At 72.1% G+C, this 20,269-nt stretch carries 20 protein-coding genes; 10 read left to right on the plus strand and 10 right to left on the minus strand.

All coding sequences use genetic code 11. From position 1 onward, the window contains the following. Nucleotides 1–54: 54 nt before the first annotated feature. The 4 genes from AB0D74_RS45400 to AB0D74_RS45415 form a co-directional block, all read right to left on the minus strand. Complete coding sequence (locus tag AB0D74_RS45400) at nt 55–747, minus strand: amidohydrolase family protein (RefSeq protein ID WP_362600640.1); 693 nt, start codon at nt 745–747, stop codon at nt 55–57. Beyond that, on the minus strand, nt 744–1,631 hold the full coding sequence (locus AB0D74_RS45405; protein WP_362600643.1) for an NAD(P)-dependent oxidoreductase: 888 nt from the start codon (nt 1,629–1,631) through the stop codon (nt 744–746). The genes AB0D74_RS45400 and AB0D74_RS45405 overlap by 4 nt, the downstream gene beginning before the upstream one ends. Continuing rightward, a complete protein-coding gene (locus AB0D74_RS45410; RefSeq protein WP_362600645.1) occupies nt 1,628–1,966 on the minus strand; it encodes an antibiotic biosynthesis monooxygenase family protein in 339 nt (112 codons plus the stop codon). The genes AB0D74_RS45405 and AB0D74_RS45410 overlap by 4 nt, the downstream gene beginning before the upstream one ends. A 250-nt stretch (nt 1,967–2,216) precedes the next feature. Continuing rightward, nucleotides 2,217–3,419, minus strand: coding sequence for an Ig-like domain-containing protein (locus AB0D74_RS45415; RefSeq protein ID WP_362600648.1), 1,203 nt, complete (start codon nt 3,417–3,419; stop codon nt 2,217–2,219). Between the two features lie 352 nt (nt 3,420–3,771). Here AB0D74_RS45415 and AB0D74_RS45420 point away from each other — a divergent pair, with 352 nt between their 5' ends. From AB0D74_RS45420 to AB0D74_RS45440, 5 genes are read left to right on the plus strand one after another with little or no spacing between them, the layout of a single operon-like run. Then, nucleotides 3,772–5,085, plus strand: coding sequence for an FAD-dependent oxidoreductase (locus tag AB0D74_RS45420; RefSeq protein WP_362600651.1), 1,314 nt, complete (start codon nt 3,772–3,774; stop codon nt 5,083–5,085). Next, entirely contained in the window at nt 5,082–5,816 is a 735-nt protein-coding gene (locus AB0D74_RS45425; RefSeq protein WP_362600654.1) for a DUF1365 domain-containing protein, read from the plus strand. Before AB0D74_RS45420 ends, AB0D74_RS45425 begins: the two co-directional genes overlap by 4 nt. Next, nucleotides 5,813–7,195: a class I SAM-dependent methyltransferase gene (locus AB0D74_RS45430; protein WP_362600657.1), complete on the plus strand. Its 1,383-nt coding sequence runs from the start codon at nt 5,813–5,815 to the stop codon at nt 7,193–7,195. Before AB0D74_RS45425 ends, AB0D74_RS45430 begins: the two co-directional genes overlap by 4 nt. Beyond that, entirely contained in the window at nt 7,192–7,353 is a 162-nt protein-coding gene (locus tag AB0D74_RS45435) for a hypothetical protein (RefSeq protein ID WP_362600660.1), read from the plus strand. The genes AB0D74_RS45430 and AB0D74_RS45435 overlap by 4 nt, the downstream gene beginning before the upstream one ends. Then, nucleotides 7,350–8,159, plus strand: coding sequence for a DUF1295 domain-containing protein (locus tag AB0D74_RS45440; protein WP_362600663.1), 810 nt, complete (start codon nt 7,350–7,352; stop codon nt 8,157–8,159). The genes AB0D74_RS45435 and AB0D74_RS45440 overlap by 4 nt, the downstream gene beginning before the upstream one ends. 53 nt (nt 8,160–8,212) lie before the next feature. Here AB0D74_RS45440 and AB0D74_RS45445 read toward each other — a convergent pair whose 3' ends face one another. The 4 genes from AB0D74_RS45445 to AB0D74_RS45460 form a co-directional block, all read right to left on the minus strand. Beyond that, a complete protein-coding gene (locus AB0D74_RS45445; protein ID WP_362600667.1) occupies nt 8,213–9,115 on the minus strand; it encodes a YihY/virulence factor BrkB family protein in 903 nt (300 codons plus the stop codon). Further along, entirely contained in the window at nt 9,105–9,380 is a 276-nt protein-coding gene (locus AB0D74_RS45450) for a hypothetical protein (RefSeq protein WP_362600670.1), read from the minus strand. Before AB0D74_RS45450 ends, AB0D74_RS45445 begins: the two co-directional genes overlap by 11 nt. 163 nt (nt 9,381–9,543) lie before the next feature. Then, nucleotides 9,544–10,299: an anti-sigma factor gene (locus AB0D74_RS45455; RefSeq protein WP_362600673.1), complete on the minus strand. Its 756-nt coding sequence runs from the start codon at nt 10,297–10,299 to the stop codon at nt 9,544–9,546. Then, on the minus strand, nt 10,296–10,880 hold the full coding sequence (locus AB0D74_RS45460) for a sigma-70 family RNA polymerase sigma factor (RefSeq protein WP_362600676.1): 585 nt from the start codon (nt 10,878–10,880) through the stop codon (nt 10,296–10,298). The genes AB0D74_RS45455 and AB0D74_RS45460 overlap by 4 nt, the downstream gene beginning before the upstream one ends. A gap of 208 nt (nt 10,881–11,088) precedes the next feature. On the opposite strand from AB0D74_RS45460, the gene AB0D74_RS45465 reads away from it, so the two are divergent. The 4 genes from AB0D74_RS45465 (at nt 11,089) to AB0D74_RS45480 (ending at nt 13,922) form a co-directional block, all read left to right on the plus strand. Beyond that, entirely contained in the window at nt 11,089–11,724 is a 636-nt protein-coding gene (locus AB0D74_RS45465) for a ParA family protein (RefSeq protein ID WP_362600679.1), read from the plus strand. Further along, nucleotides 11,721–11,945, plus strand: coding sequence for a hypothetical protein (locus tag AB0D74_RS45470; RefSeq protein WP_362600682.1), 225 nt, complete (start codon nt 11,721–11,723; stop codon nt 11,943–11,945). The genes AB0D74_RS45465 and AB0D74_RS45470 overlap by 4 nt, the downstream gene beginning before the upstream one ends. A 55-nt stretch (nt 11,946–12,000) precedes the next feature. Beyond that, a complete protein-coding gene (locus AB0D74_RS45475) occupies nt 12,001–12,960 on the plus strand; it encodes an aminoglycoside phosphotransferase family protein (RefSeq protein ID WP_362600685.1) in 960 nt (319 codons plus the stop codon). 209 nt (nt 12,961–13,169) lie between these two features. Beyond that, complete coding sequence (locus tag AB0D74_RS45480; protein ID WP_362600688.1) at nt 13,170–13,922, plus strand: alpha/beta hydrolase; 753 nt, start codon at nt 13,170–13,172, stop codon at nt 13,920–13,922. 180 nt (nt 13,923–14,102) lie between these two features. Here AB0D74_RS45480 and AB0D74_RS45485 read toward each other — a convergent pair whose 3' ends face one another. Both AB0D74_RS45485 and AB0D74_RS45490 read right to left on the minus strand, forming a co-directional pair. Beyond that, nucleotides 14,103–15,173 carry an acyl-CoA desaturase gene (locus tag AB0D74_RS45485; protein ID WP_362600691.1) on the minus strand — a complete coding sequence of 357 codons (1,071 nt, stop codon included), beginning with the start codon at nt 15,171–15,173 and terminating at the stop codon, nt 14,103–14,105. Nucleotides 15,174–15,355: 182 nt separating this feature from the next. Next, nucleotides 15,356–16,189 carry a PIG-L family deacetylase gene (locus AB0D74_RS45490; protein WP_362600694.1) on the minus strand — a complete coding sequence of 278 codons (834 nt, stop codon included), beginning with the start codon at nt 16,187–16,189 and terminating at the stop codon, nt 15,356–15,358. A 460-nt stretch (nt 16,190–16,649) separates the two neighbouring features. Between AB0D74_RS45490 and AB0D74_RS45495 the strand changes: the two genes are divergently transcribed. Next, nucleotides 16,650–20,210, plus strand: coding sequence for a choice-of-anchor D domain-containing protein (locus AB0D74_RS45495; RefSeq protein ID WP_362600697.1), 3,561 nt, complete (start codon nt 16,650–16,652; stop codon nt 20,208–20,210). The last annotated feature ends 59 nt before the right edge of the window (nt 20,211–20,269 follow it).

Raw genomic sequence — 20,269 nt, forward strand, 5'->3', positions numbered from 1 at the left:
GGGAGACGTCGCTGCCCTCCTCGACGGCCTCGCTGAACGCCTCGGGGGTCTTGTTCACCAGACCGGCGGCCTCGGCCCGGCCCAGTGCCGGGGGCGCGCCGCCGTCTGCAGGCGCTCCGGCAGCAGCGCCATCGCGCCGCCGCCGGTCGCGCCGATGAGCCGTAGATCCGGGTACTTGTCCAGCCACCCCGCGAAGGCGATCATGGCCATGCCCATGGTGACGTCGCCGAACCGGCCGATCTGCTCGACGAAACCGATCTCGTCGACCCGTTCCGTGCCGACCGGTTCGGCCGGGGCGTGTACCAGGACCGGCACCCCCGCCTCCGCGGCCAGCGCGAAGAAGGAGTCGGCGCGCGGGGAGCCGAGCAGCTCCCCGTGGACGCTGGACGTGGTGATCAGGCCGACGAAGGCCGGGTCCTGAAGGGTCTCCCGCACCCCGTCGAGGTGATCGTCGTCGCCGAACGGGTTGGCGTACACATAGCCGCGCAACCGGTCGGGGAACCTGGCGATCAGCCCCGACATCCAGGCGTGGAAACTGCGCAGCCGGTCTCGTGGTTGCGCGTAGTTGTCCACGCCCGGTACCCGCGCCATCGCTCCGGCGCCGACGGGGCTGCCGATGATGGTGAGGTCGATGCCGGCCTCGGCGCGAGCGGCGAGCATGCCGTCGACGTCGGTCAGGCTCGGGGGCATGGGGAAGCGTTCGGCCGCCTCCGGCGGGGAGAGATGCCCGTGGATGTCGATGATCACGTGTCGCTACCCGGTTTCGGTGTGAGTGCGCGGGTGACCGCGGCACAGTCCTGGTCGCCCAGTCCCTGCTCGATGGCACGGACGTGGGTCTCCGCCGCGGCGCTCGCCAGCGGCAGGCTCAGGCCGACTGCCGCCGCCTGCTTGGTAGCGAGCATGAGGTCTTTCGCCATCAGCCGCAGCCGGAAGTCCGGCTCGTCGAAGCGGCCGGAACCCAGGCGCCTCGACTTGAACGCCATGACCGGAGAGGCGAAACCGCTGCCCGCCGTGGTCTTGAGGAACAGCTGCCGGTCGAGGCCGCAGGCGGTCGCCAGTTCGGTGACCTCGGCCAGGGCCTGCACCTCGATGCCCATCAGGAGGTTCAGGCACAGTTTCATCCGCATGCCGGAACCGAGTGCGCCCAGATGGACGACCTCCTTGCCCAGCGCCTCCAGCAGCGGGCGGCAGGCGTCGAAGGCCTGCTCCTCGCCTCCGACGAAGAGCCGCAGCTCGCCGTCACGGGCATGGTCCCGGTTGCCGAGCATGCCGACGTCCACGACCGAGGGGATGTCCCCGGCGATCTGGAGGACCTCGTCCGGGGAGACGGTGCTGGCGCAGACGAGGACCCCGGGGTAGGGGCCCCTGGACAGGACGCCGTCGGGTCCGTGCAGCAGGGAGCCGAGGGCTTCGCCGTCGGCGACGACGCAGATGGCGGCGCTCGTGCCCGCGACGGCGTCGGCGGGGTGTGCGGCCACGAAGGCGCCTGCCTCGGCAAGCGGCTCGGCCCGCTCCGCGGTACGGTTCCAGACCCGGACCTGTATGCCCCGGTCGAGGAGGCGGGTGGCCAGACCGGAGCCCATCGTGCCGAGCCCGAGTACGGCGACGGGGCCGTCGGAGGTGCGCGTCATGACGTCACCCCCTGGGTCTCCTTGACGACCCGGAACCGCAGCGACTGTGTCGAGTCGACCCACTCGCGCAGCGGAGCCACCAGCGCGCGGTGCTCCGCGCTCTGCTGCCAGGCGAAGAAGTGCTCGGCCGTCTGCCACTCGCTGGTGATGACCCACTGCCGGGAGTCGTCCACGGGCGCTCCCAGCCTCTCGACGATGTGGCCGGGGGTCCGGGCGACGGACTCACGGAGCTGGTCGTACAGCTCCAGGAAGCCCTGCTCACCGCCCTCGATCACTCGGACGGTGAAGACGACGCTCAGCTTGTCGGCCGGTCGGCCGTCGGTCCTCGTGCCCATGTCTCCTCCTGAGGGTGAGATCCGGCAGGACACGACTCCCACTGCCACATGTCCCTCGTGCGGACGCAACTCCGAATGGAGCACGGGCCAATGGGGACAAGGGGACGACGCTCTGTGATTGCTCTCTTCGGGTGAGTGACGACGCGGTGCGTTTCACCGACTGCCGGGGCCCGAACGGCCGCACTCGAACGGGGGTCGGCGACCCCCGGTGCGAGTCGGGGGGATCAGGGCCCCTACGGGGCCGCCCAGGTCATCCGGTCGCGCTGCCCGAGACCCACTCGGTCCACGGCATGTTCCAGTCGCTGAGGCCGTTGTCCGGGGCAAGCGCGGTCTTGTCCGCGGAGTTCTTGACGATCACGATGTCACCGATCATCGAGTTGTCGAAGAACCACGCGGCGCGCTGCTTGGCGTCGCCGCCGCCCTTGACGTCGTTCAGGCCCACGCAGCCGTGGCTGGTGTTGACCCTGCCGAAGATCGAGTCGGCACCCCAGTAGTTGCCGTGGATGAAGGTGCCCGAGGCGGTCAGGCGCATGGCGTGCGGTACGTCGTCGATGTCGTACGCGGGCTTGCCGTCCTTCTTCGTGAGGCCGACGCTCGCGCCGTTCATGTGGATCTGACCGAACTTCTCGGAGATGACCATCCGGCCGTTGTACGTCGGGTGCTCGGCGCTGCCGGACGAGATCGGGATGGTCTTGATCTTCTTGCCGTCGCGTACGACGGTCATCTGCTTCGTCCTGGCGTCGACGGTGCTGATCTGGCTCCGGCCGATCTTGAACGTGACCGTCTTCCGGACACCGTTGCGGGCGAGCTCGACGGTGACGGTGGAACCGGGCTTCCAGTAGTTCTCGGGGCGGAAGTCCAGGCGGTTGTCGCCGAACCAGTGACCGACGACCCGCTGCCCGCTGCTGGAGCTGACCTGGATCTCCGACTCCACGGCGGCCTTGTCGCCGACGGCCTTGCCGAAGGAGATCGACACCGGCATGCCCACGCCGACGGTCGAGCCGTCCTCGGGGGAGAGGTGCCCGATGAAGTCGTTGGCCGGGGAGACCGTGGTGATCGTGGCGTTCCCGATGACGGAGCGGCCCTTGGCGTCCTCGGCATCGGCGGCGACCTGGTACCTGGTAGCCCGCTCCAGCCGGCCGTTCGACTGCCAGGACGTGCCGTCGGCGGACAGGGTGCCCGGGATCTCGGCACCGGTCGCGACGGCGGTCATGGTCACCTTGGTGAGGGTGCCCTTACTGACCGTGACCTTGACGGGTTTGTCGGTTCCGACGCCGTAGGCACCCTGCCCGGGCGTGATCTTTATTCGGGCGTCGGAAGCGTCCTGGGTGCCCGCCTTGTCTCGCGGCGCATGCGATGCGGGCTGAGTCCCGGCGGTGTCGCCGCCGGTGGCGGCGTTGCTGGTACCGCCGAGGGCCGTGAGTGCGAGGACGCCGCCGAGTGCACCGGTCATGGCCGTCAGTCCGACGTGTCGCTTACTTGGCGTGATCAAACGCTTCTCCCATGCCGCTGGTCATTGAGATCTCCGGAGCTGGTCCCCGGAGGAGGTAACTGGCACCAAAGAGGCATTTTTACCTATTCACCCGCCCCGAAGGGATGAATTGTGGTGAATTCCACGCCCTCGCGATGCCCTGGGCGTCGCTGACTGCGCGGTGCTTGCCGCCCGGCCGTGCACGGCCGACCGGGCCGGTTGTCCGTGCGCCCCACGTCCCCGGCGCATTTCACCGCGCGGCCAATCCGCCGCCCGAGCTGCTCCGGATTACGCACGGGCCCCCGATCGCGAGGGGCGGGACAGGAGGGCAGTGATGGAGCGGACGGCGAGGGGTGCCCCGTACGGCTCGGTCGGCCCGCCGGGGCGCGTGAAGCGCACTGCCGTGGTGGGGTCCGGGGTGTCGGGACTGACCGCCGCGTACCTCCTGAGCGCCGCCGGCCACGTCACGCTGTACGAGGCCGACGACCGGCTGGGCGGACACGCGCACACCCACGAGCTGACGTCGCCGCACGACGGGCGGGTGCACCGCGTCGACTCCGGTTTCATCGTGCACAACCGGCGCACCTACCCGCGGCTGCTGCGGCTCTTCGACGAACTCGGGGTGCCCACGCAGGAGTCGGAGATGAGCATGTCGGTACGGTGCGAGGGGTGCGGCCTGGAGTACGCCGGTGCCCGCGGCCCGGCCGGACTCTTCGCCCAGCCCCGCAGCCTCCTGCGCGGCCCCTATCTGCGGCTGCTGGCCGAGGTGCCCCGCTTCCACCGCGCGGCCCGCCGGCTGCTGGCGCGTGACGGCGAACAGGCTTGGACACTGGGGGAGTTCCTGGACCGGGAGGGCTTCTCCGCCTACTTCCGCGCCCACTTCGCGACGCCGCTGGTGTCGGCGGTGTGGTCCTGCGACGCCGTCACGGCCCAACGCTACCCGGCCGCCTACCTGTTCCGCTTCCTGGAGCACCACGGGATGCTCGCGGTGAGCGGTTCACCGGTGTGGCGCACGGTCAGCGGCGGCTCGCACACCTACGTCGACCGGATCGCCAAGCAGGTCGGCGAGGTCCGCACCGGCACGCCCGTACGGTCCGTGCGACGCCATGCCGACGGCGTGGACGTCACCACGGGGGACGGCACCACCGAGCCGTACGACGCCGTGGTCATCGCCGTCCACCCGGACCAGGCGCTGCGGCTGCTCGCCGATCCGACCAGGCGGGAACGTGACGTGCTGGGCGCGTTCCGCTACTCCCGCAACACCACCCTGCTGCACACCGACACCCGGCTGCTGCCCCGCGCCCCCGGCGCCCGCGCCTCCTGGAACCACCTCATGCCGTCGTGTTCCGCCGACTCCGGCCGGGTGCAGGTCAGTTACGACATGAACCGGCTGCAACGCCTCGACGCCGCCGAGACGTTCATCGTCACCCTGGGCGGCGAGGACCGCGTCGATCCCGGCCGGGTGCTGGCCCGCATGGTCTACGAACACCCCGTCTACACCCCGGAGTCGGTGGCCGCGCAACAGCGTCTGCCCGAACTGACCAGCGCTGTCTGTGCGTTCGCGGGCGCCTACCACGGCTGGGGGTTCCACGAGGACGGCTGCCGCTCCGGCGTCGAAGCGGCCGAGGCGCTGGGGGTGCGCTGGTGAACGCCGTACCCGCCCTCTACACCTGCCGGATCGCGCACACGCGCACGACCCCCCTGCGGTACGGGCTGCGGCACCGCACCTACATGTGGCTCATCGATCCGGAGCATCCGCCCCGACTGCCGCTCCTCCTGAGGCCGTTGGCCCGTTTCGACCCGCGCGACCACTTCGCCGGCGACCACCCCTCGATCCGGGGCGGTCTGGACGACTTCCTCGCCGGTCACGGCATGGACCTGGACGGCGGCCGGGTCCTGATGCTCACCCACGCGCGGGTCTTCGGGTACGTGTTCAACCCGCTGACCCTGTACTGGTGTCACGGCCCCGGCGGGGAACCGCGCTGCGTGGTCGCGGAGGTGCACAACACCTACGGCGGACGGCACTGCTACCTGCTGCGGCCGGACGCGTCCGGGACCGCACGCACCGGGAAGGAGTTCTACGTCTCGCCGTTCTTCCCCGTCGACGGCCGCTACCGCATGCGGCTGCCGACGCCCGGGGAGCGGCTCAGCCTGACCGTGCACCTCGACCGCGAGGACGGCCGGGCCTTCACCGCGACCGTCCGCGGCACTCGCCGTGCGGCGGCCACCCCTGCGGCCCTGCTGCGGCTGGCGCTGCGCCACCCCTGGTCCACCCTCGCCGTGTCGGCCGCGATCCGCGTCCACGGCATCCGCCTCTACCTGCGGGGACTGCCCGTCCAGCCCCGCCACGGACACCGCACCCCGGAGAAAGCGACATGAGGACAGCAGAGTCCCGCACTTCCCCCGACGAGCACCCGGTCACCCCTGGCGGACCCCCGGTCACCCCCGATGGACCCCCGGTCACCCCTGACGGATCCGCGGTCACCTCTGAAGGATCCCCGGTCACCCCGGCCGAGCACCCCGTCACCGCCGCCGTCGATGCCGCCCACTGGCCCGACGTCGCCGCCGTACCGGCCGCCTCCCGGGCCCGTACCGCCGTCACCGCGGCCCTCGTCCGGCGGGCCCTCGGCCGGCTGCCGCTGCGGGCCCGGTTCGCCGGTGCCGCGGACGCCGGGCTGGGCGGGCCGCTGATCGAGGTGCGCGACCCGGCCGCCTTCCACGCCCGGATCGGCACCGGCGGCCTGGTCGGGTTCGGCGAGTCCTATCTGGCCGGCGAGTGGGACGCCCCCGACCTGGTGGCCGTCCTCACCGTCCTCGCCGGGCACGCAGCCCAACTGGTCCCGGCCCCGCTGCAACGGCTGCGCGGCCTGTGGGCACCGCGCCATCCCCCCGCCGAGCGCAACACCCCCGACGGCTCCCGCGCCAACATCAGCCGCCACTACGACCTGTCCAACGACCTGTTCGCCCTCTTCCTCGACGACACCCTCACCTACTCCGCCGCCCTCTTCCGGGGCTTCCCGGCGAGCCGGGACCGGCTCGCCGCAGCCCAGCACCGCAAGATCGACCGGCTGCTCGACCTGGCCGGCGTGGGCGCGGGCACCCGGCTGCTGGAGATCGGCACCGGCTGGGGCGAACTGGCCCTGCGGGCCGCCGCGCGCGGCGCCCGGGTCACCTCGCTCACCCTCTCCAGGGAACAGCGGGACCTGGCCCGGCGGCGGGTGCACGAGGCCGGTCTCGCCGAGCGGGTCGCCGTCGAACTGTGCGACTACCGCGAGGCTCGCGGGGAGTACGACGCGATCGTCAGCGTGGAGATGATCGAGGCCGTCGGCGCGGAGTTCTGGCCGGTGTACTTCCGCACCCTGGACAAGCGGCTGGCACCGGGCGGACGGGTGGCACTCCAGGCCATCACCATGCCGCACGAGCGGATGCTCGCCAGCCGCTCCACCTTCACCTGGATCCACAAGTACGTCTTCCCCGGCGGCCTCATCCCGTCCACCCGGGCGATCGAGGAGACCGTCCGCGACCACACCGCGCTGCGCCCGGCCCGCCGCGACGCCTTCGGCGCCCACTACGCGGAGACGCTGCGGCTGTGGCGCGAGCGGTTCACCGAGCGCGCCGACGAGGTCACGGCGCTCGGCTTCGACGACGTCTTCCGCAGGCTGTGGACCTTCTACCTGGCCTACTCCGAGGCCGGGTTCCGGGCCGGCTACCTCGACGTACAGCAGTACCTGTTCAGCAAGGAGGACCCCGCCCCATGACCACCGACACCGGACCGTCCGGCCGCGCGGCCGGGTGCCGGCGCAGCAGACGCCGGACGGGCGTGGACCGGATCCCGGGCGTACGGCCAGGCCCCGGCGGTGACGGCGGGCCGCCGGTGCCCACGCCCGCCTGGTACGAAGGGCTGGACCGGCCGTGAGCGGGTTCCCGTGGAGCGCGTTCGCGCTCAACCTCGCCTGGGCCGCTGCCGCGGCCCTCGCGGTCATGCTCGTCACCTTCGCCGTCGCACTGCGCACGGGCGTCCACCGGATCGTGGACGTGGCGTGGGGCATCGGGTTCACCGCGGTGGCCGTGGTCACCCTGGCCGCCTCCGCCGGGCACGGGGACGCCGTACGACGCCTGCTGGCGACGTCGCTGACGGCGCTCTGGGGGCTGCGGCTCGCGGTGCACATCGCCCGCCGGGGCCGGGGCCACGGCGAGGACCCGCGGTACGAGGCGCTGCTGGCGAAGGCGCCCGGCAGCCGGAACGCGTACGCGTTCCGCATGGTCTACCTGCTCCAGGGCGCCCTCGTATGGCTGGTCTCCCTGCCCGTCCAGGCCGCGCAGTACGTGCCCGGCCCGCCCGCCGCCCTCACTTGGGCCGGTACGGCGCTGTGGGCGGTCGGGATCGGCTTCGAGGCGGTGGGGGACGCCCAGCTGGCCCGCTTCCGGGCCGACCCCGCCAACCGGGGAAGGATCATGGACCAGGGGTTGTGGGCCTGGACCCGGCACCCCAACTACTTCGGGGACTTCTGCGTGTGGTGGGGCCTGTTCCTGCTCGCCTGCGACTCCCCGGCGGCGGTCGCGGTGTCCGTGGTGTCGCCGGTGGTGATGAGCCTGCTGCTGACCAGGGGGAGCGGAAAACGGCTGCTGGAACGGCACATGGCCGACCGGCCCGGGTACGCCGCCTACCGGGCCCGCACCAGCGGCTTCTTCCCCCGCCCGCCGCGAGGCACCCGGTCCTGACGGCGCGGCTGACCCGTCCGGCGCCCGCGGCGCGGCTGACCAGTCGGGGTCCGCTACGGCCTCCGCGGCGGGCGCCCCGCACCGTCCGGAGCGGCGAGTTCCGCGGCGAACTGGGCTCCGGTGAGCAGGGCCAGGTTGGACAGCCAGAGCCAGACGAGGAAGACGACGATGCCCGAGAGCGAGCCGTACAGCCTGCTGTAGGCGCCAAGCGTGGTGGCGTAGGTCGAGAAGCCCGCGGAGACGGCCAGCCACAGCGTGGCGGCCAGGACGCCGCCGGGCAGGCTGTGCCGGCGCGGGCGCGCGGCGGCCGGACCGGTGTGGAAGACGACCACGACCAGCAGGGCGACCAGACACAGCAGCACCGGCCAGCGCAGCAGACTCCACGCCCACGCCACGGTGGTGTCCATGCCGAAGGAACGGCCGACGGCCTCCGCGAGCGGGCCGGTCAGCAGCAGGGCGAGCGAGCCGACGAGGAGCAGACCGAGCAGCAGGAGCGCGGTCAGCACGATGCGGGGTGCCTTGCGCCAGGTCGAGCGGCGGTCCTCGACGCGGTGCATGCGGTGCAGGGCCCGGCGGAACACGGCGAGATAGCTGGAGGCCGACCACAGTGCGCTGGCCGTGCCGGTCACGAGCAGCGGCCAGGCCGTCCCGTCCGTGTCCAGCGCGTGGGCGAGCGCGGTGTGCAGGTCGGCACCGGAGTCGGCCGGGGCGTAGGCGGTGACGTGGCTGATGAACTCCTCGGCCGTGTCCGGGCTGATCAGACCGAAGGCGAGCACCGTCGCCAGCAGGGCGGGGAGCACGGTCAGGATCGCGTAGTACGTCAGCGCCGCCGCGTAGTCCGTGATGTCGTCGTTCCACAGCGACACCGGCGTGCGCCGCAGCGCCGGCCACCACGTGGCGGGCGGCCACCAGGCGGCGGTGCGGCGGCTTCGGCCGGTGTACGGCTCAGCGGACATGCGGCGTGCGGTGCGAGGCGGCACTCAGACGGATCCTTGCGTGTGTCGTGTACGGCTCTGCCGCACTCGTGGCTTCCGCCATCATCCCGTGCGGGGCGGGCAGCACGGTCAGCGCGATCGACGCGGTGACGGCGGGGGGCGTCCACCCGCCGCCCTCGGCCCACCGGCTCGGCGCGCCCACCGGCAGGAAGGCTCCGAACCTGCCGAACCGGCCGGCGAACGCCAGGGCCGTGCCCGCGATCATGCCTACGAACGGCGTGCTCATGTACCCGTCCACCGCTACCCGTCCACCTCTCGTTCGGATCCGCTTCTGCCCGTGCCGGGACGCGCTACTCCACCCGGGCCTCGGCCGGGGCCGCGGACTCCTCGTCGGCGGGCTCCGGCGGGAGAGGGCCGTGCACGTGGTCCGCCGCGTCCGAGGCTCCGGTTCAGCCCGGGAAGGCCAGCAGGGCGAGCGGGGCAGACGTGGGCCGCTCGGAGCCGCCGGCGGGTTCGACGGTGACGCCCACGCCCGACGCTCCGTCGACGGCACCGCGCAGCAGGACGGCCTGGTCGCTGCGACCGGGGTCCATCAGGCCCGCGGACCGCATGGTCCCGTCGTCGTCGAACCACAGCTGGTAGACCTTTCCGCCGGGCGGACGGGCCATCCCCGAGACGGCGAACACGGCCCGGTCCTGACCGCGGGAGACGACGACGGTGCCGGTGGCGCCACCCGTGAGGACGGCGGCCCGGGTCTCCGCGTCCGGCGCGGCCAGTACGGCGGCGATCGCGTCCGTCGCCTCTGTGGCGTGCCGCGCCCGGTCACGGGCCTCCACGGCCTGCTGGTGCTGCCACACGGCGGTCCCGCCGAGCGCCGCGACCGCCGCGAGGCAGGCGGCGAGCGCCCACCTGGACAGGGCCCGGGCCCGCGGGCCGGACCGGACGGACAGGGACTGGGCAACTCTGCCGGGCGTCTCCTGCCGGACGGCGGTGATGCGGCGCAGCACCTGTTCACGCATGGCCGGAGCGGGCGCCACGGCGACGGCGAGTCCCAGGCGGGCCGCGGTCGCGCACAGTTCGGCCGTCTCCTGCGGGCACGTCTCGCAGCCCTCCAGGTGGCGCTCGAACGCCGCGCTCTCCTCGTCGGACAGGGCGTGCAGGGCGTAGGCGCCCGTCAGCCGGTGCGGATCGGTGGTGGTCGTCACGCGGTCACCCCCAGGCAGTCGCGCAGCCGGATGAGCCCGTCGCGCAGCCGGGTCTTCACGGTGCCCAGCGGAAGCGCCAGCGCCTCCGCCACCTCTCGGTAGGTCAGCCCCCGGTAGTACGCCAGGGTGACGGCCTGGCGCTGGAGCTCGGTCAGGGTGCGCAGGCAGCGGCGCAGCTGCTCCCGCTCCAGCCGCGCCTCGACGTGCTCGGCCACCTCGTCGAACTCGGGCACCCGCGCCAGCAGCGCGGCCCTGTGGTCCCGGGCGACCGCGGCGTCCACCGAGCGCACCCGGTCCACCGCCCGGCGGTGCGCCAGCGTGAGGATCCAGTTGATGACCGTGCCGCGGTCGGACCGGTAGCGGGGAGCGGTCCGCCACACCTCCACCAGGACCTCCTGAGCCACCTCCTCCGACTGCGCCCGGTCACGCAGCACGGCACGCACGACACCCAGGACCGGACCCGCCACCGAGTCGTAGACACCGGCGAACGCCTCCTCGTCCCCGAGCGCCACCCGGCCCACCAACTCCTCCAGGCCAGGCCGGTTCGAGGGGTTCGAGCCGATATTCACCGCTTCTTTCACCGAGGGCCTCCACGGTCGGGACTTGTCCGGGCGTAATCCGTTCTCGTCGGGACCGTGGATTGGTTGCGCTGACGACGAAACCCACAGATGGCGGCAGGAGATCCGTACTGGCCCATCCGAATGATTCACCGGCGCCGCAGGGTGAACGACGGCACGCTGTGCCCCGAGTCGACGGTCGGCGGTCGCTCGCGCCCCTACGTTGGCCCGTGTGTCGCTGAGCTACGCCTTCGTGAACCTGAAGCCCGGGGTGGGAAAGACGACCAGCGCGGTCTGGTTGGCCCACGCGCTGCACGAGTCGGGCATCCCACCGCTGCTGGTCGACAGTGACCCCGCGTCCTCCGCGCTGCGCTGGAGCGAACTGGCGGGCGGCTTCCCGTTTCCCGTGGTCGCCCTTCCGGTGGGCGATGTGCACCGGCGCGTGAACGACTTCCTGGGCGAGCGGCGGGCCGTCGTGTTCGACGCCCCGCAGATGGAGGACCACGCGCACATCGCCCGCAGCATCATGAGATACGCGGGCGAATGGATCGTGCCGGTCACTCCGGCCCCCATCGAGCTGGACCGCATGGCACCCATCGGGGGCGAGATGGGCGACGTGCAGTCCCTGCGCGCCCAGCCGGCCCACGCCGCCGTTCTGCTGAACCGGACCAACCGGGCCGACGCCACGCGCACGGGTCCCGACGCCGACGCCCGGGAAGCGCTCACCGAGCGGGGTTTCGACGTGCTGTCCACCCACATCCCGCGGCTCGACCTCTACGCCCAGTCGTTCGGCAGCCCGGTGGCGGCCAAGGGCTCGGCGTACATGGACCTCGCAGAAGAACTCGTCAAGCGACAGGACACGGCATGAACCAGCGCAAGGACACCTACCGTGCCGCGTTGCAGCGCGGCCCGGAGGCGGTCGTACCGCGTCTCGTCGAGGTCACCCGGCTGCACACCCGGTACGTCCGGGTGACCGTCGAGCTCGACACCGCTCTGCCGCGTGACCTCGTGCAAAGGGCGAGGTCACCGCTGGCCGCGATGGTGCGGGCGGGCGCCGCCGCCCTGCGGCCCGCGAGAAGCGAACCGTAGGCCCCGGCGCGGAAACCCTTTGCCGGTGCCGCCGCCCGGATGATGGGGTGGCACGGTGTCCGACCATGACGAAGCAGGGGCGGTCCGGCCGTTGGCCCTGGCCTGGGTGGGCCGGCATCTGGCGGCCGGTGAACGGGTCGTCGCGACCGGCGCACTGCACGGGGGCATCACCGCCGAGATGCGCCGGCTGACCATCGGCACCCGGGACGGGGACACCCGTGACCTGGTGCTGCGGACCTTCGTCGACCCGTCGTTCGTAACGCTCGCCGAGGACCTGCTGCACCGCGAGGCCGGCGCCCTCGCCCTGCTCGCGGGGACGGGCGTGCCGGCCCCGGGACCGGTCGCGGTCGACGCGACCGCCGCGCACTGCGAGTACCCGTCACTCCTGATGACGCATCTGCCGGGTCGGACGGTCCTCGACGACCGGGGCCTGGAGGCGCGCGTCCCCCTGCTGGCCCGACAACTCGTGGCGATCCACGCGTTGCGGCCCGCCCGGCGTCCCCGGGAGTACCGGGCGTGGACGACCGCCGACGCCGTCGTCCCGCCGGACGGCGCCGACGCGGCGGCCTGGGCCGCGGCGACGGACGTGATCCGCGAGCCGCCGCCACCCTACGAAGGGCGGTTCCTGCACCGGGACTTCCACCCCGGCAACGTGCTGTTCGACGTGCCGCTGGGCCTGGCCGGTCCCCGGATCACCGGGGTCGTCGACTGGGTGCAGACCTGCTGGGGTCCGGCGGATCTCGACGTGGCGCACTGCTCCACCAATCTCGCGATGCTGCACGGCCCGGCGTGGGGCCTGCGGTTCGCCGAGGCGTACGAGGAGGCCGGCGGGGTGCCGGCCGCGACCGCGAGGGAACGGCTGTACTGGCGGCTGCTGGACGCTCTGGGGTTCGCTGGGCAGGTGCGGTGGGTGGCGCGGCCGTGGCAGGAGGCGGGCAGGACGGAACTGACGACGCGGACGGTGGAGGGGCGGCTGGACGCCTACGTCGCCGCCCTGCTGGACACCCTGGGCTGAGCCGGGGCCGGAGCGCGGCCCCCCCCGTGCGCCGCGAAAACCCGTTGGCGGGCCGCGGCGACCGCTGCTACCTTTCCGGAGGCCGTGCCAGAGACGAGGAGGTGGTACCCGTGAACGCTGTATCGACATGGGTGCTCCCCTCCGGGGTCGCGGTCGGGCGATAGGTCGTCCGGGAGCGCCGTTCCAGCGCACTCCCGAAAGGCACGACCATGCATTTCACTTCCGAACAGCGTCTCGACGACGGCGTCCTCGAACGCGCATTCACCCTCGGCGAGATCCCCGGCACCCTGTGGACCCCGGAGTCCGCCACACCGGAATCGGACACACCGGAATCCGCCACACCGGCCCCGCTGGTCCTGATGGCCCACAACAACGGCCTGCCCAGGAACGAGCCCCGGCTGGTGGCCCGGGCCCGCAAGACCGCGGCGTACGGCTACGCGGTGGCCTCCATCGACGCCGCCGGGTGCGGCGACCGGCCCCGTTCCGCCGCCGCCGAGCAGGCCCGCGCCGACCTCCGCCGCGCGATGAAGGCCGGCGAGCCGGCCGACGAGATCTTCGAGTCGTTCGTCGGCCCGCTGGTCGAGAACGCGGTCCCGGAATGGCGGACCGCTCTGGACGCCCTCCTCGCGCTGCCCGAGATCGCCGGCCCGGTCGGGTACTCCGGGTGGACAGCCGTCGGCATCCGCCTCGCGGCGGTCGAGCCGCGCATCGCCGCCGCCGGGCTCTTCGCCGGGGGATACGTGCCCCGCGCCCAGCGCGCGGAGGCCCGCCAGGTCACCGTGCCCCTGCTGCTCCTGCTCCAGTGGGACGACGAGGGCAACCCCCGGCAGCGGGCGCTCGACCTGTTCGACGCCTTCGGCAGCAAGGAGAAGACACTGCACGCCAATCTCGGCGGGCACACCGGCACCCCGTGGTTCGAGCTGGAGGACGGGAACCGGTTCTTCGCCCGGCACCTGCGGTGAGGCCGGGCCGTCGGGCCGGCCGCAGACGCTGAGCGGGCGGCAGGCAGGCGATAGACAGACGGTAGGCGGGCGGTAGGCGGGCGGCAGGCAGGCGGTGCCGGCCGGGATGCCGCTCGTCGAGGACAGGCCCCGGCCTCCTCGACGGGCGGTACCCGGCCGCCCGTCCCCGCGTCCGCACCGTCAGGACGCCTTGCGCCCGCGCCGGATGGGTTCTCCCACCCGGTGCAGGTGGGCGAGCGCCTCGCGGTAGGACCGCAGCAGCCCGGTCTCGTGGTACGGCACACCGATCTCCGCGCAGTACTCCCGCACGATCACCTGGGCGCGGCGCAGGTGAGGGGTGGGCATGCTCGGGAACAGGTGGTGTTCGATCTGGTAGTTGAGCCCGCCGAGCAGCACGTCCGTGCACCGGCCGCCCCGCACGTTGCGGGAGGTGAGCACCTGGCGCCGCAGGAAGTCGGGCCGCTCGTCGCCGGTGAAGGTGGGCATGCCCTTGTGGTTCGGGGCGAACGTGCAGCCGAGGTAGACGCCGAACAGACACTGGTGCACGGCGAGGAACGCCACGGCCTTGCCGGGGGAGAGGACCAGGAACAGCGCCGACAGGTAGGCCGCGAAGTGCAGGAGGAGCAGCACGCCCTCCGCCACCCGGTTCTTCATGGACGGCGAGCGCAGCGCCCGCACGCTCGACACATGCAGGTTGAAACCCTCCAGGGTCAGCAGCGGGAAGAACAGGAAGGCCTGGTGGCCGCCGACGAGCCGGGCGAGGCCGCTGCTGGTGCGCGCCTGGTCGGTGGACCACACCAGGATGTCCGGCGCGACGTCCGGGTCGAGTTCCTCGTGGTTGGGGTTGGCGTGGTGACGGGTGTGCTTGTTCATCCACCACCCGTAGCTCATGCCGATGGCGAGGTTGCCGAAGAGCCGGCCCCAGGTCTCGCTCGGGCGGCGCCTGCGGAAGACCTGGCGGTGGGCCAGGTCGTGTGCCACGAGCGCCACCTGGCCGAAGACGAGGGCCATGGCGGCGGCGAGGGCCAGCTGCCACCAGGTGTCGCCGAGCGCGAGGAAGGCCGCCGCGCCACCCAGCAGTGCCGCGACCACCAGGCCGAGCCGCACGGTGTAGTAGCCCGGGCGCCGGTCCAGCAGGCCCGCTTCGCCGATGCGTCGGGAGAGCCTGGCGAAGTCGCTGCCGGGACCGGAGGCCGGCGCAGGGGCGGCGGCCGTCCCGGCCGCGACGGGAGCGTCGATGGAGAACGTCATGCCGCCGAGTCTGGGCACGGCCGCTGCGCGCCGACAGCTGGCCAGCCACCGGATCCGCAGGGGGACCGCCTCCGGCGCTCCGGGGGGTTACCACCCCTTTCCGCACCGCTGACCTGGCCCTTCGTGCCGCTCCGGGGCCGGTGCGGGGCCGGTGCGGCACGAAGGACCCGCGGGCGGGCGGGTCAGCGCAGTCCGGCGAAGAGGTCGTTCTCGGGGAGGGCCGCGCCGGTGGTGTCCTGGACCCGGACGAAGGTCTCCACGCCCATCAGCTCGGTGAACTTCTCCCGGCCCATCCCGAGGAAGAAGATGTTCTCGCCCTGGCTGGCGTGCGCGGCCAGCGCGTCGAACTTCTGGCCGCCGAACGCGGTGGTGTCCACCCAGGTGCTGATCTCGTCGTCGGGGAGTCCGATCTCCGCCATCGCGGCGGCCTCCTCGGGGTCCGGCTCCGGTACGTCCGCACCGAACTCGCGCATGGCCTCCCCGAACCGCTGCATCATCGAACGCGGAGCCGTCGTCCAGTACACCTTCGGGGTCGGCTCGGTCATCGCCAGCGCCGCCATCGTGATGCGGTGGGCCTGGATGTGGTCGGGGTGGCCGTAGAAGCCGTTCTCGTCGTAGGTGACGACCACATCGGGCCGGTAGCGCCGCAGGAGCTCCGCGAGCCGGGCGGCGCCCTCCTCCACGGGTGTCCGCCAGAAGGATCCGGGGGCGTCGTTCGCCGGCCAGCCCATCATTCCGGAGTCCGCGTAGTCCAGCGTCTCCAGGTGGCTGATCTTCAGGATCTCGCAGCTCGCCTCCAGTTCCCGGCGCCGCATCGAGGCGACGGCCGCCGGGTCGTGGCCGGGCTCCCCCGGCTTGACACCTCCCGGCCCGTCGCCGCAACCGCCGTCGGTACAGGTCACGAGGACCGTGCGCATGCCCTCCGCCGCGTACCGCGCGAGGACGCCTCCGGTGCCGGTGGCCTCGTCGTCGGGGTGGGCGTGTACCGCCATCAGCGTCAAGGGCCGGTCGTTCATGAAACTTTCCTCCTGTGTGACAAGGTCTCGGCGCGAGTCCGCGGCGGGTGCCTGGGCAGGCGTCCCTGAATAGCAGATCACCGGATGTGCCGCGGATCCGAGGGCACCGGGTCACGCAGGCGCGGACGCCTCTCTGGTCTGCGTCTCCCCACCCGTGCGGTGCCGGTCCCCCGGCCGGTGCAACAGCACCGGCCGGGCAGGCTGTTCCCGCCGCCCAGGGCACCACCTCGTGACCACCGGGCGTTCGAGGGCACTGAGCTGCGCATTGTCCACCTTGGCAGGAGTCTCACGAGATCTTGCATGCCAAATTTTTATTGTTGCAATCTTCTGTCGGGTTATTGCGCGAGGATGTCGACGTCATTACGGTCCCCCGTGCGTCATCACCACCCTCCGTCTCCCCTCCCGCCCCTGGCGGTGTCGGCGGAACAGTTCGGGCATTCCGCGATGAAAGGAGTGGTACGTGTTCCATTCCGTCAGAGAGCTGAGACGAGCCCTCGTCTGGGCGGTCAGCACCGCGATGCTGGCGGTCGGCTGCGTCTTCGCGCTGGCCGTCCAGCCGGCCGCGGCGGCGACCGCCGCCACCGGCGGCAGCGGCGCGAGCCTGCCGTACGTCGAGGTGCAGGCGGAGAACTCCGCCACCAACGGCACGAACATCGGGCCGAGCTACACCCAGGGCCAGCTGGCCGACGAGGCGTCGTACCGCAAGGCGACGACCCTCCAGGGCACCGGCCAGTACGTCACCTTCACCACGCCGGTGGCGACCAACTCGATCAACTTCCGGTACAGCATCCCCGACACCTCGGGCGGCTCGGTCTACACCGCCGCGCTGTCCCTGTACGTCAACGGCGTCAAGCAGCCCGACTTCACCCTGACCAACGCCTACAGCTGGTACTACGGCAGCTACCCGTTCACCAACACCCCGGGCAGCAACCCGCACCACTTCTACGACGAGGCCCACCGGCTCTTCTCCACCACCTATCCGGCGGGTACGACCTTCAAGCTCCAGGTCGACGCGGGGGACACCGCCTCCTCGTACACGATCGACTTCGCCGACTTCGAGCAGGTCGGCGCCGCCCTGACCGCACCCTCGGGAGCGGTGTCGGTGACCAGCAAGGGCGCCGACCCGACCGGAGCGACCGACGCGACCGGCGCGTTCAACGCCGCGATCAGCGCGGCAGGACCGGGCGGCACGGTGTGGATCCCGCCGGGCACCTACGACATCCCCGGCCACATCAGCGTCAACAACGTCACCGTCGCCGGCGCCGGCATGTGGTACTCGACCGTCACCGGCACGGCACCCGGCTTCTACGGCAACTCCGCGCCCTCGGCCAGCACCGGCGTGCACCTGCAGAACTTCGCGATCTTCGGCAACGTGCAGGAGCGCGACGACAGCGCCCAGGTCAACGGCATCGGCGGCGCGATGAGCAACTCGACCGTCGCCAACCTGTGGATCGACCACATGAAGGTCGGCGCCTGGATGGACGGGCCGATGGACGGGCTGACGTTCAGCGGCATGCGCATCCGCGACACCACCGCGGACGGCATCAACTTCCACGGCGCCGTCACCAACTCCAAGGTGACCAACAGCGACATCCGCAACACCGGCGACGACGGAATCGCCACCTGGGCGGACTCCGCCGTCGGCGCCGACGCCAACGACACCGTCTCCGACAACACCGTGTCCCTGCAGATCCTCGCCAACGGCATCGCGATCTACGGCGGTCACGACAACACCGTCAGCGGCAACCGGGTGGTGGACTCCGGCATCACCCAGGGCGGCGGCATCCACGTGGGGCAGCGCTTCTCGTCGACACCGGTCGGCACCACCACCCTCTCCGACAACACCATGGTCCGGGACGGCAGCCTCGACCCGAACTGGCAGTTCGGCGTGGGCGCGCTGTGGTTCGACGGCAGCCAGGGCGCGATCACCGGCCCCGTCAACGTGACCAACGCGCTGATCCAGCAGAGCCCTTACGAAGCGGTCCAGTGGGTCGAGGGCACCATCAGCGGGGTCAACCTCACCAACGTGACCATCGCCGGCACCGGAACCTTCGCGCTCCAGGAACAGACCGGCGGCGCGGCCAGGTTCACCAACGTCACGGCGACCGGCGTCGGTTACACCTCGCCGGTGTACAGCTGCTCGGCCGGCAGCTTCACGGTGACCGACGGCGGCGGCAACTCCGGTATCAGCGGCACCCCGTACTGTGGAGGGTGGCCGGCCCCGGTCTACCCGCCGTACCCGTCCGAAGGCGTCACGGCCACCCCGGGTGCGCTCAACTTCGGTTCGGTGCCCACCGGTTCGACCAGCGACGCGCAGACCGTGACGGTCTCCAACCCGACCAACTCCGCCGCGTCCGTCTCGTCGATCTCCACCAGCGGCGACTACTCCCAGACCAACACCTGCGGCTCGTCGATCGCGGCGAACGGCTCGTGCACCGTCGGCGTGAAGTTCGCCCCGACGGCCACCGGCAGCCGGAGCGGCTCCCTGACCGTCAACGCGGGCGGGGTCACCGACACCGTCACCCTCTCCGGCACGGGCACCGCGCCGGGGCCCGTGCTGAACACCGACCCGGCGAGCCTCGCCTTCGCCGCCACGGTGGTCGGCTCCCCGGCCGCCACCCAGACGGTGAAGGTGACCAACTCGGGCACCACCTCGGCGACCGTCTCCGGCGTCACGGCGACCGGTGACTTCAGCCAGACCAACAACTGCTCCTCCCTCGCGGTCGGCGCGTCCTGCACGGTGACCGTCGGCTTCAGGCCCACCACGGGAGGCTCGCGCACCGGCAACCTGACCGTCACCGGCAACGCCAACAACAGCCCGACCGTCGTCGCCCTGTCCGGCAGCGGCATCGACAGCACCACCGACATCGCCGCCGGGCGTCCGGCGACGGCGAGTTCGAGCAACGGCCCGTACGTCGCCTCCAACCTCACCGACCCGGACGCCTCGACGTACTGGGAGGGCACGAACGGTTCGTTCCCGCAGTGGGCCCAGGTCGACCTCGGCCAGAACTACGGCGTCGGCAAGGTGGTGCTCAAGCTCCCGCCCGCGACCGCCTGGTCGGCCCGCACCCAGACGCTGTCGGTGCAGGGATCCACGGACGGCTCCAGCTTCTCCACGATCAAGGCGTCGGCCGGGTACACCTTCGACCCGAACGCCAACGGCAACACCGCGACCATCACGTTCAGCGCCGCCACGGCGCGCTACGTGCGGGTGAACATCACCGCCAACACCGGCTGGAACGCGGCCCAGTTGTCGGAGTTCGAGGTGTTCCCCAGCGGCGGCGGCTCCTCCCCGGCGACCCTGTCGGCGAGCCCCGCGGCACTGACGTATCCCACCCAGGCCCTCAACACCGCGAGCAGCGCGCAGACGGTCACGGTGACCAACACCGGAACCGCCGCCGCGACGGTCTCCGGCGTCACCGTCACCGGCGACTTCTCGCAGACCAACACCTGCGGGACGTCGATCGCGGCCGGGGCCTCCTGCACGGTGGCCGTCACCTTCACACCCACCGCGTCCGGCACCCGCACCGGCGATCTGAGCATGGCCAGCAACGCGTCGAACGGCACGACCACGGTCGCGCTGACCGGCACCGGCGCCGGCACGGCCAGCAGGAACCTGGCGGCCGGAGCGGCCACCACCGAGTCCAGCCACACCGACGTCTACCCGTCGTCGAACGCGACGGACGGCAACCAGGGCACCTACTGGGAGAGCGCCGGCAACGCCTTCCCGCAGTGGGTGCAGGTGGACCTCGGTTCCGCGCAGAGCGCGAGCCGCGTCGTCCTCCAGCTCCCCGCGACGTGGGGCGCCCGCAACCAGACGCTGTCCCTGTCGGGCAGCACCGACGGCTCCTCCTTCACCACCGTCAAGCCGTCGGCCACATACACCTTCGACCCCACCACCGCCAACACCGTCACCCTCACCTTCGCCGCGACCACCCAGCGGTACTTCCGGGTGAACATCACGGCGAACGACGGCTGGCCCGCCGGCCAGATCTCCGAGTTCCAGGTGTGGAACACCTGATCCACCCCACGGTGCCGCCGGGCGCGATCGTCAGCGCGCCCGGCGGCACCGACCACCGA

Origin of the sequence: Streptomyces sp. NPDC048278 (assembly GCF_040652195.1) — a bacterium.
In the GTDB taxonomy this organism is placed as follows: Bacteria; Actinomycetota; Actinomycetes; order Streptomycetales; family Streptomycetaceae; genus Streptomyces.

What these genes read in the sequence shown, in the direction of transcription:
- AB0D74_RS45405 (WP_362600643.1), bottom strand. Translation starts at nt 1,631, where the DNA reads ATGACGCGCACCTCCGACGGCCCCGTCGCCGTACTCGGGCTCGGCACG.
- AB0D74_RS45410 (WP_362600645.1), bottom strand. Translation starts at nt 1,966, where the DNA reads ATGGGCACGAGGACCGACGGCCGACCGGCCGACAAGCTGAGCGTCGTC.
- AB0D74_RS45415 (WP_362600648.1), bottom strand. Translation starts at nt 3,419, where the DNA reads ATGACCGGTGCACTCGGCGGCGTCCTCGCACTCACGGCCCTCGGCGGT.
- AB0D74_RS45420 (WP_362600651.1), top strand. Translation starts at nt 3,772, where the DNA reads ATGGAGCGGACGGCGAGGGGTGCCCCGTACGGCTCGGTCGGCCCGCCG.
- AB0D74_RS45430 (WP_362600657.1), top strand. Translation starts at nt 5,813, where the DNA reads ATGAGGACAGCAGAGTCCCGCACTTCCCCCGACGAGCACCCGGTCACC.
- AB0D74_RS45435 (WP_362600660.1), top strand. Translation starts at nt 7,192, where the DNA reads ATGACCACCGACACCGGACCGTCCGGCCGCGCGGCCGGGTGCCGGCGC.
- AB0D74_RS45445 (WP_362600667.1), bottom strand. Translation starts at nt 9,115, where the DNA reads ATGTCCGCTGAGCCGTACACCGGCCGAAGCCGCCGCACCGCCGCCTGG.
- AB0D74_RS45450 (WP_362600670.1), bottom strand. Translation starts at nt 9,380, where the DNA reads ATGAGCACGCCGTTCGTAGGCATGATCGCGGGCACGGCCCTGGCGTTC.
- AB0D74_RS45470 (WP_362600682.1), top strand. Translation starts at nt 11,721, where the DNA reads ATGAACCAGCGCAAGGACACCTACCGTGCCGCGTTGCAGCGCGGCCCG.
- AB0D74_RS45480 (WP_362600688.1), top strand. Translation starts at nt 13,170, where the DNA reads ATGCATTTCACTTCCGAACAGCGTCTCGACGACGGCGTCCTCGAACGC.
- AB0D74_RS45485 (WP_362600691.1), bottom strand. Translation starts at nt 15,173, where the DNA reads ATGACGTTCTCCATCGACGCTCCCGTCGCGGCCGGGACGGCCGCCGCC.
- AB0D74_RS45490 (WP_362600694.1), bottom strand. Translation starts at nt 16,189, where the DNA reads ATGAACGACCGGCCCTTGACGCTGATGGCGGTACACGCCCACCCCGAC.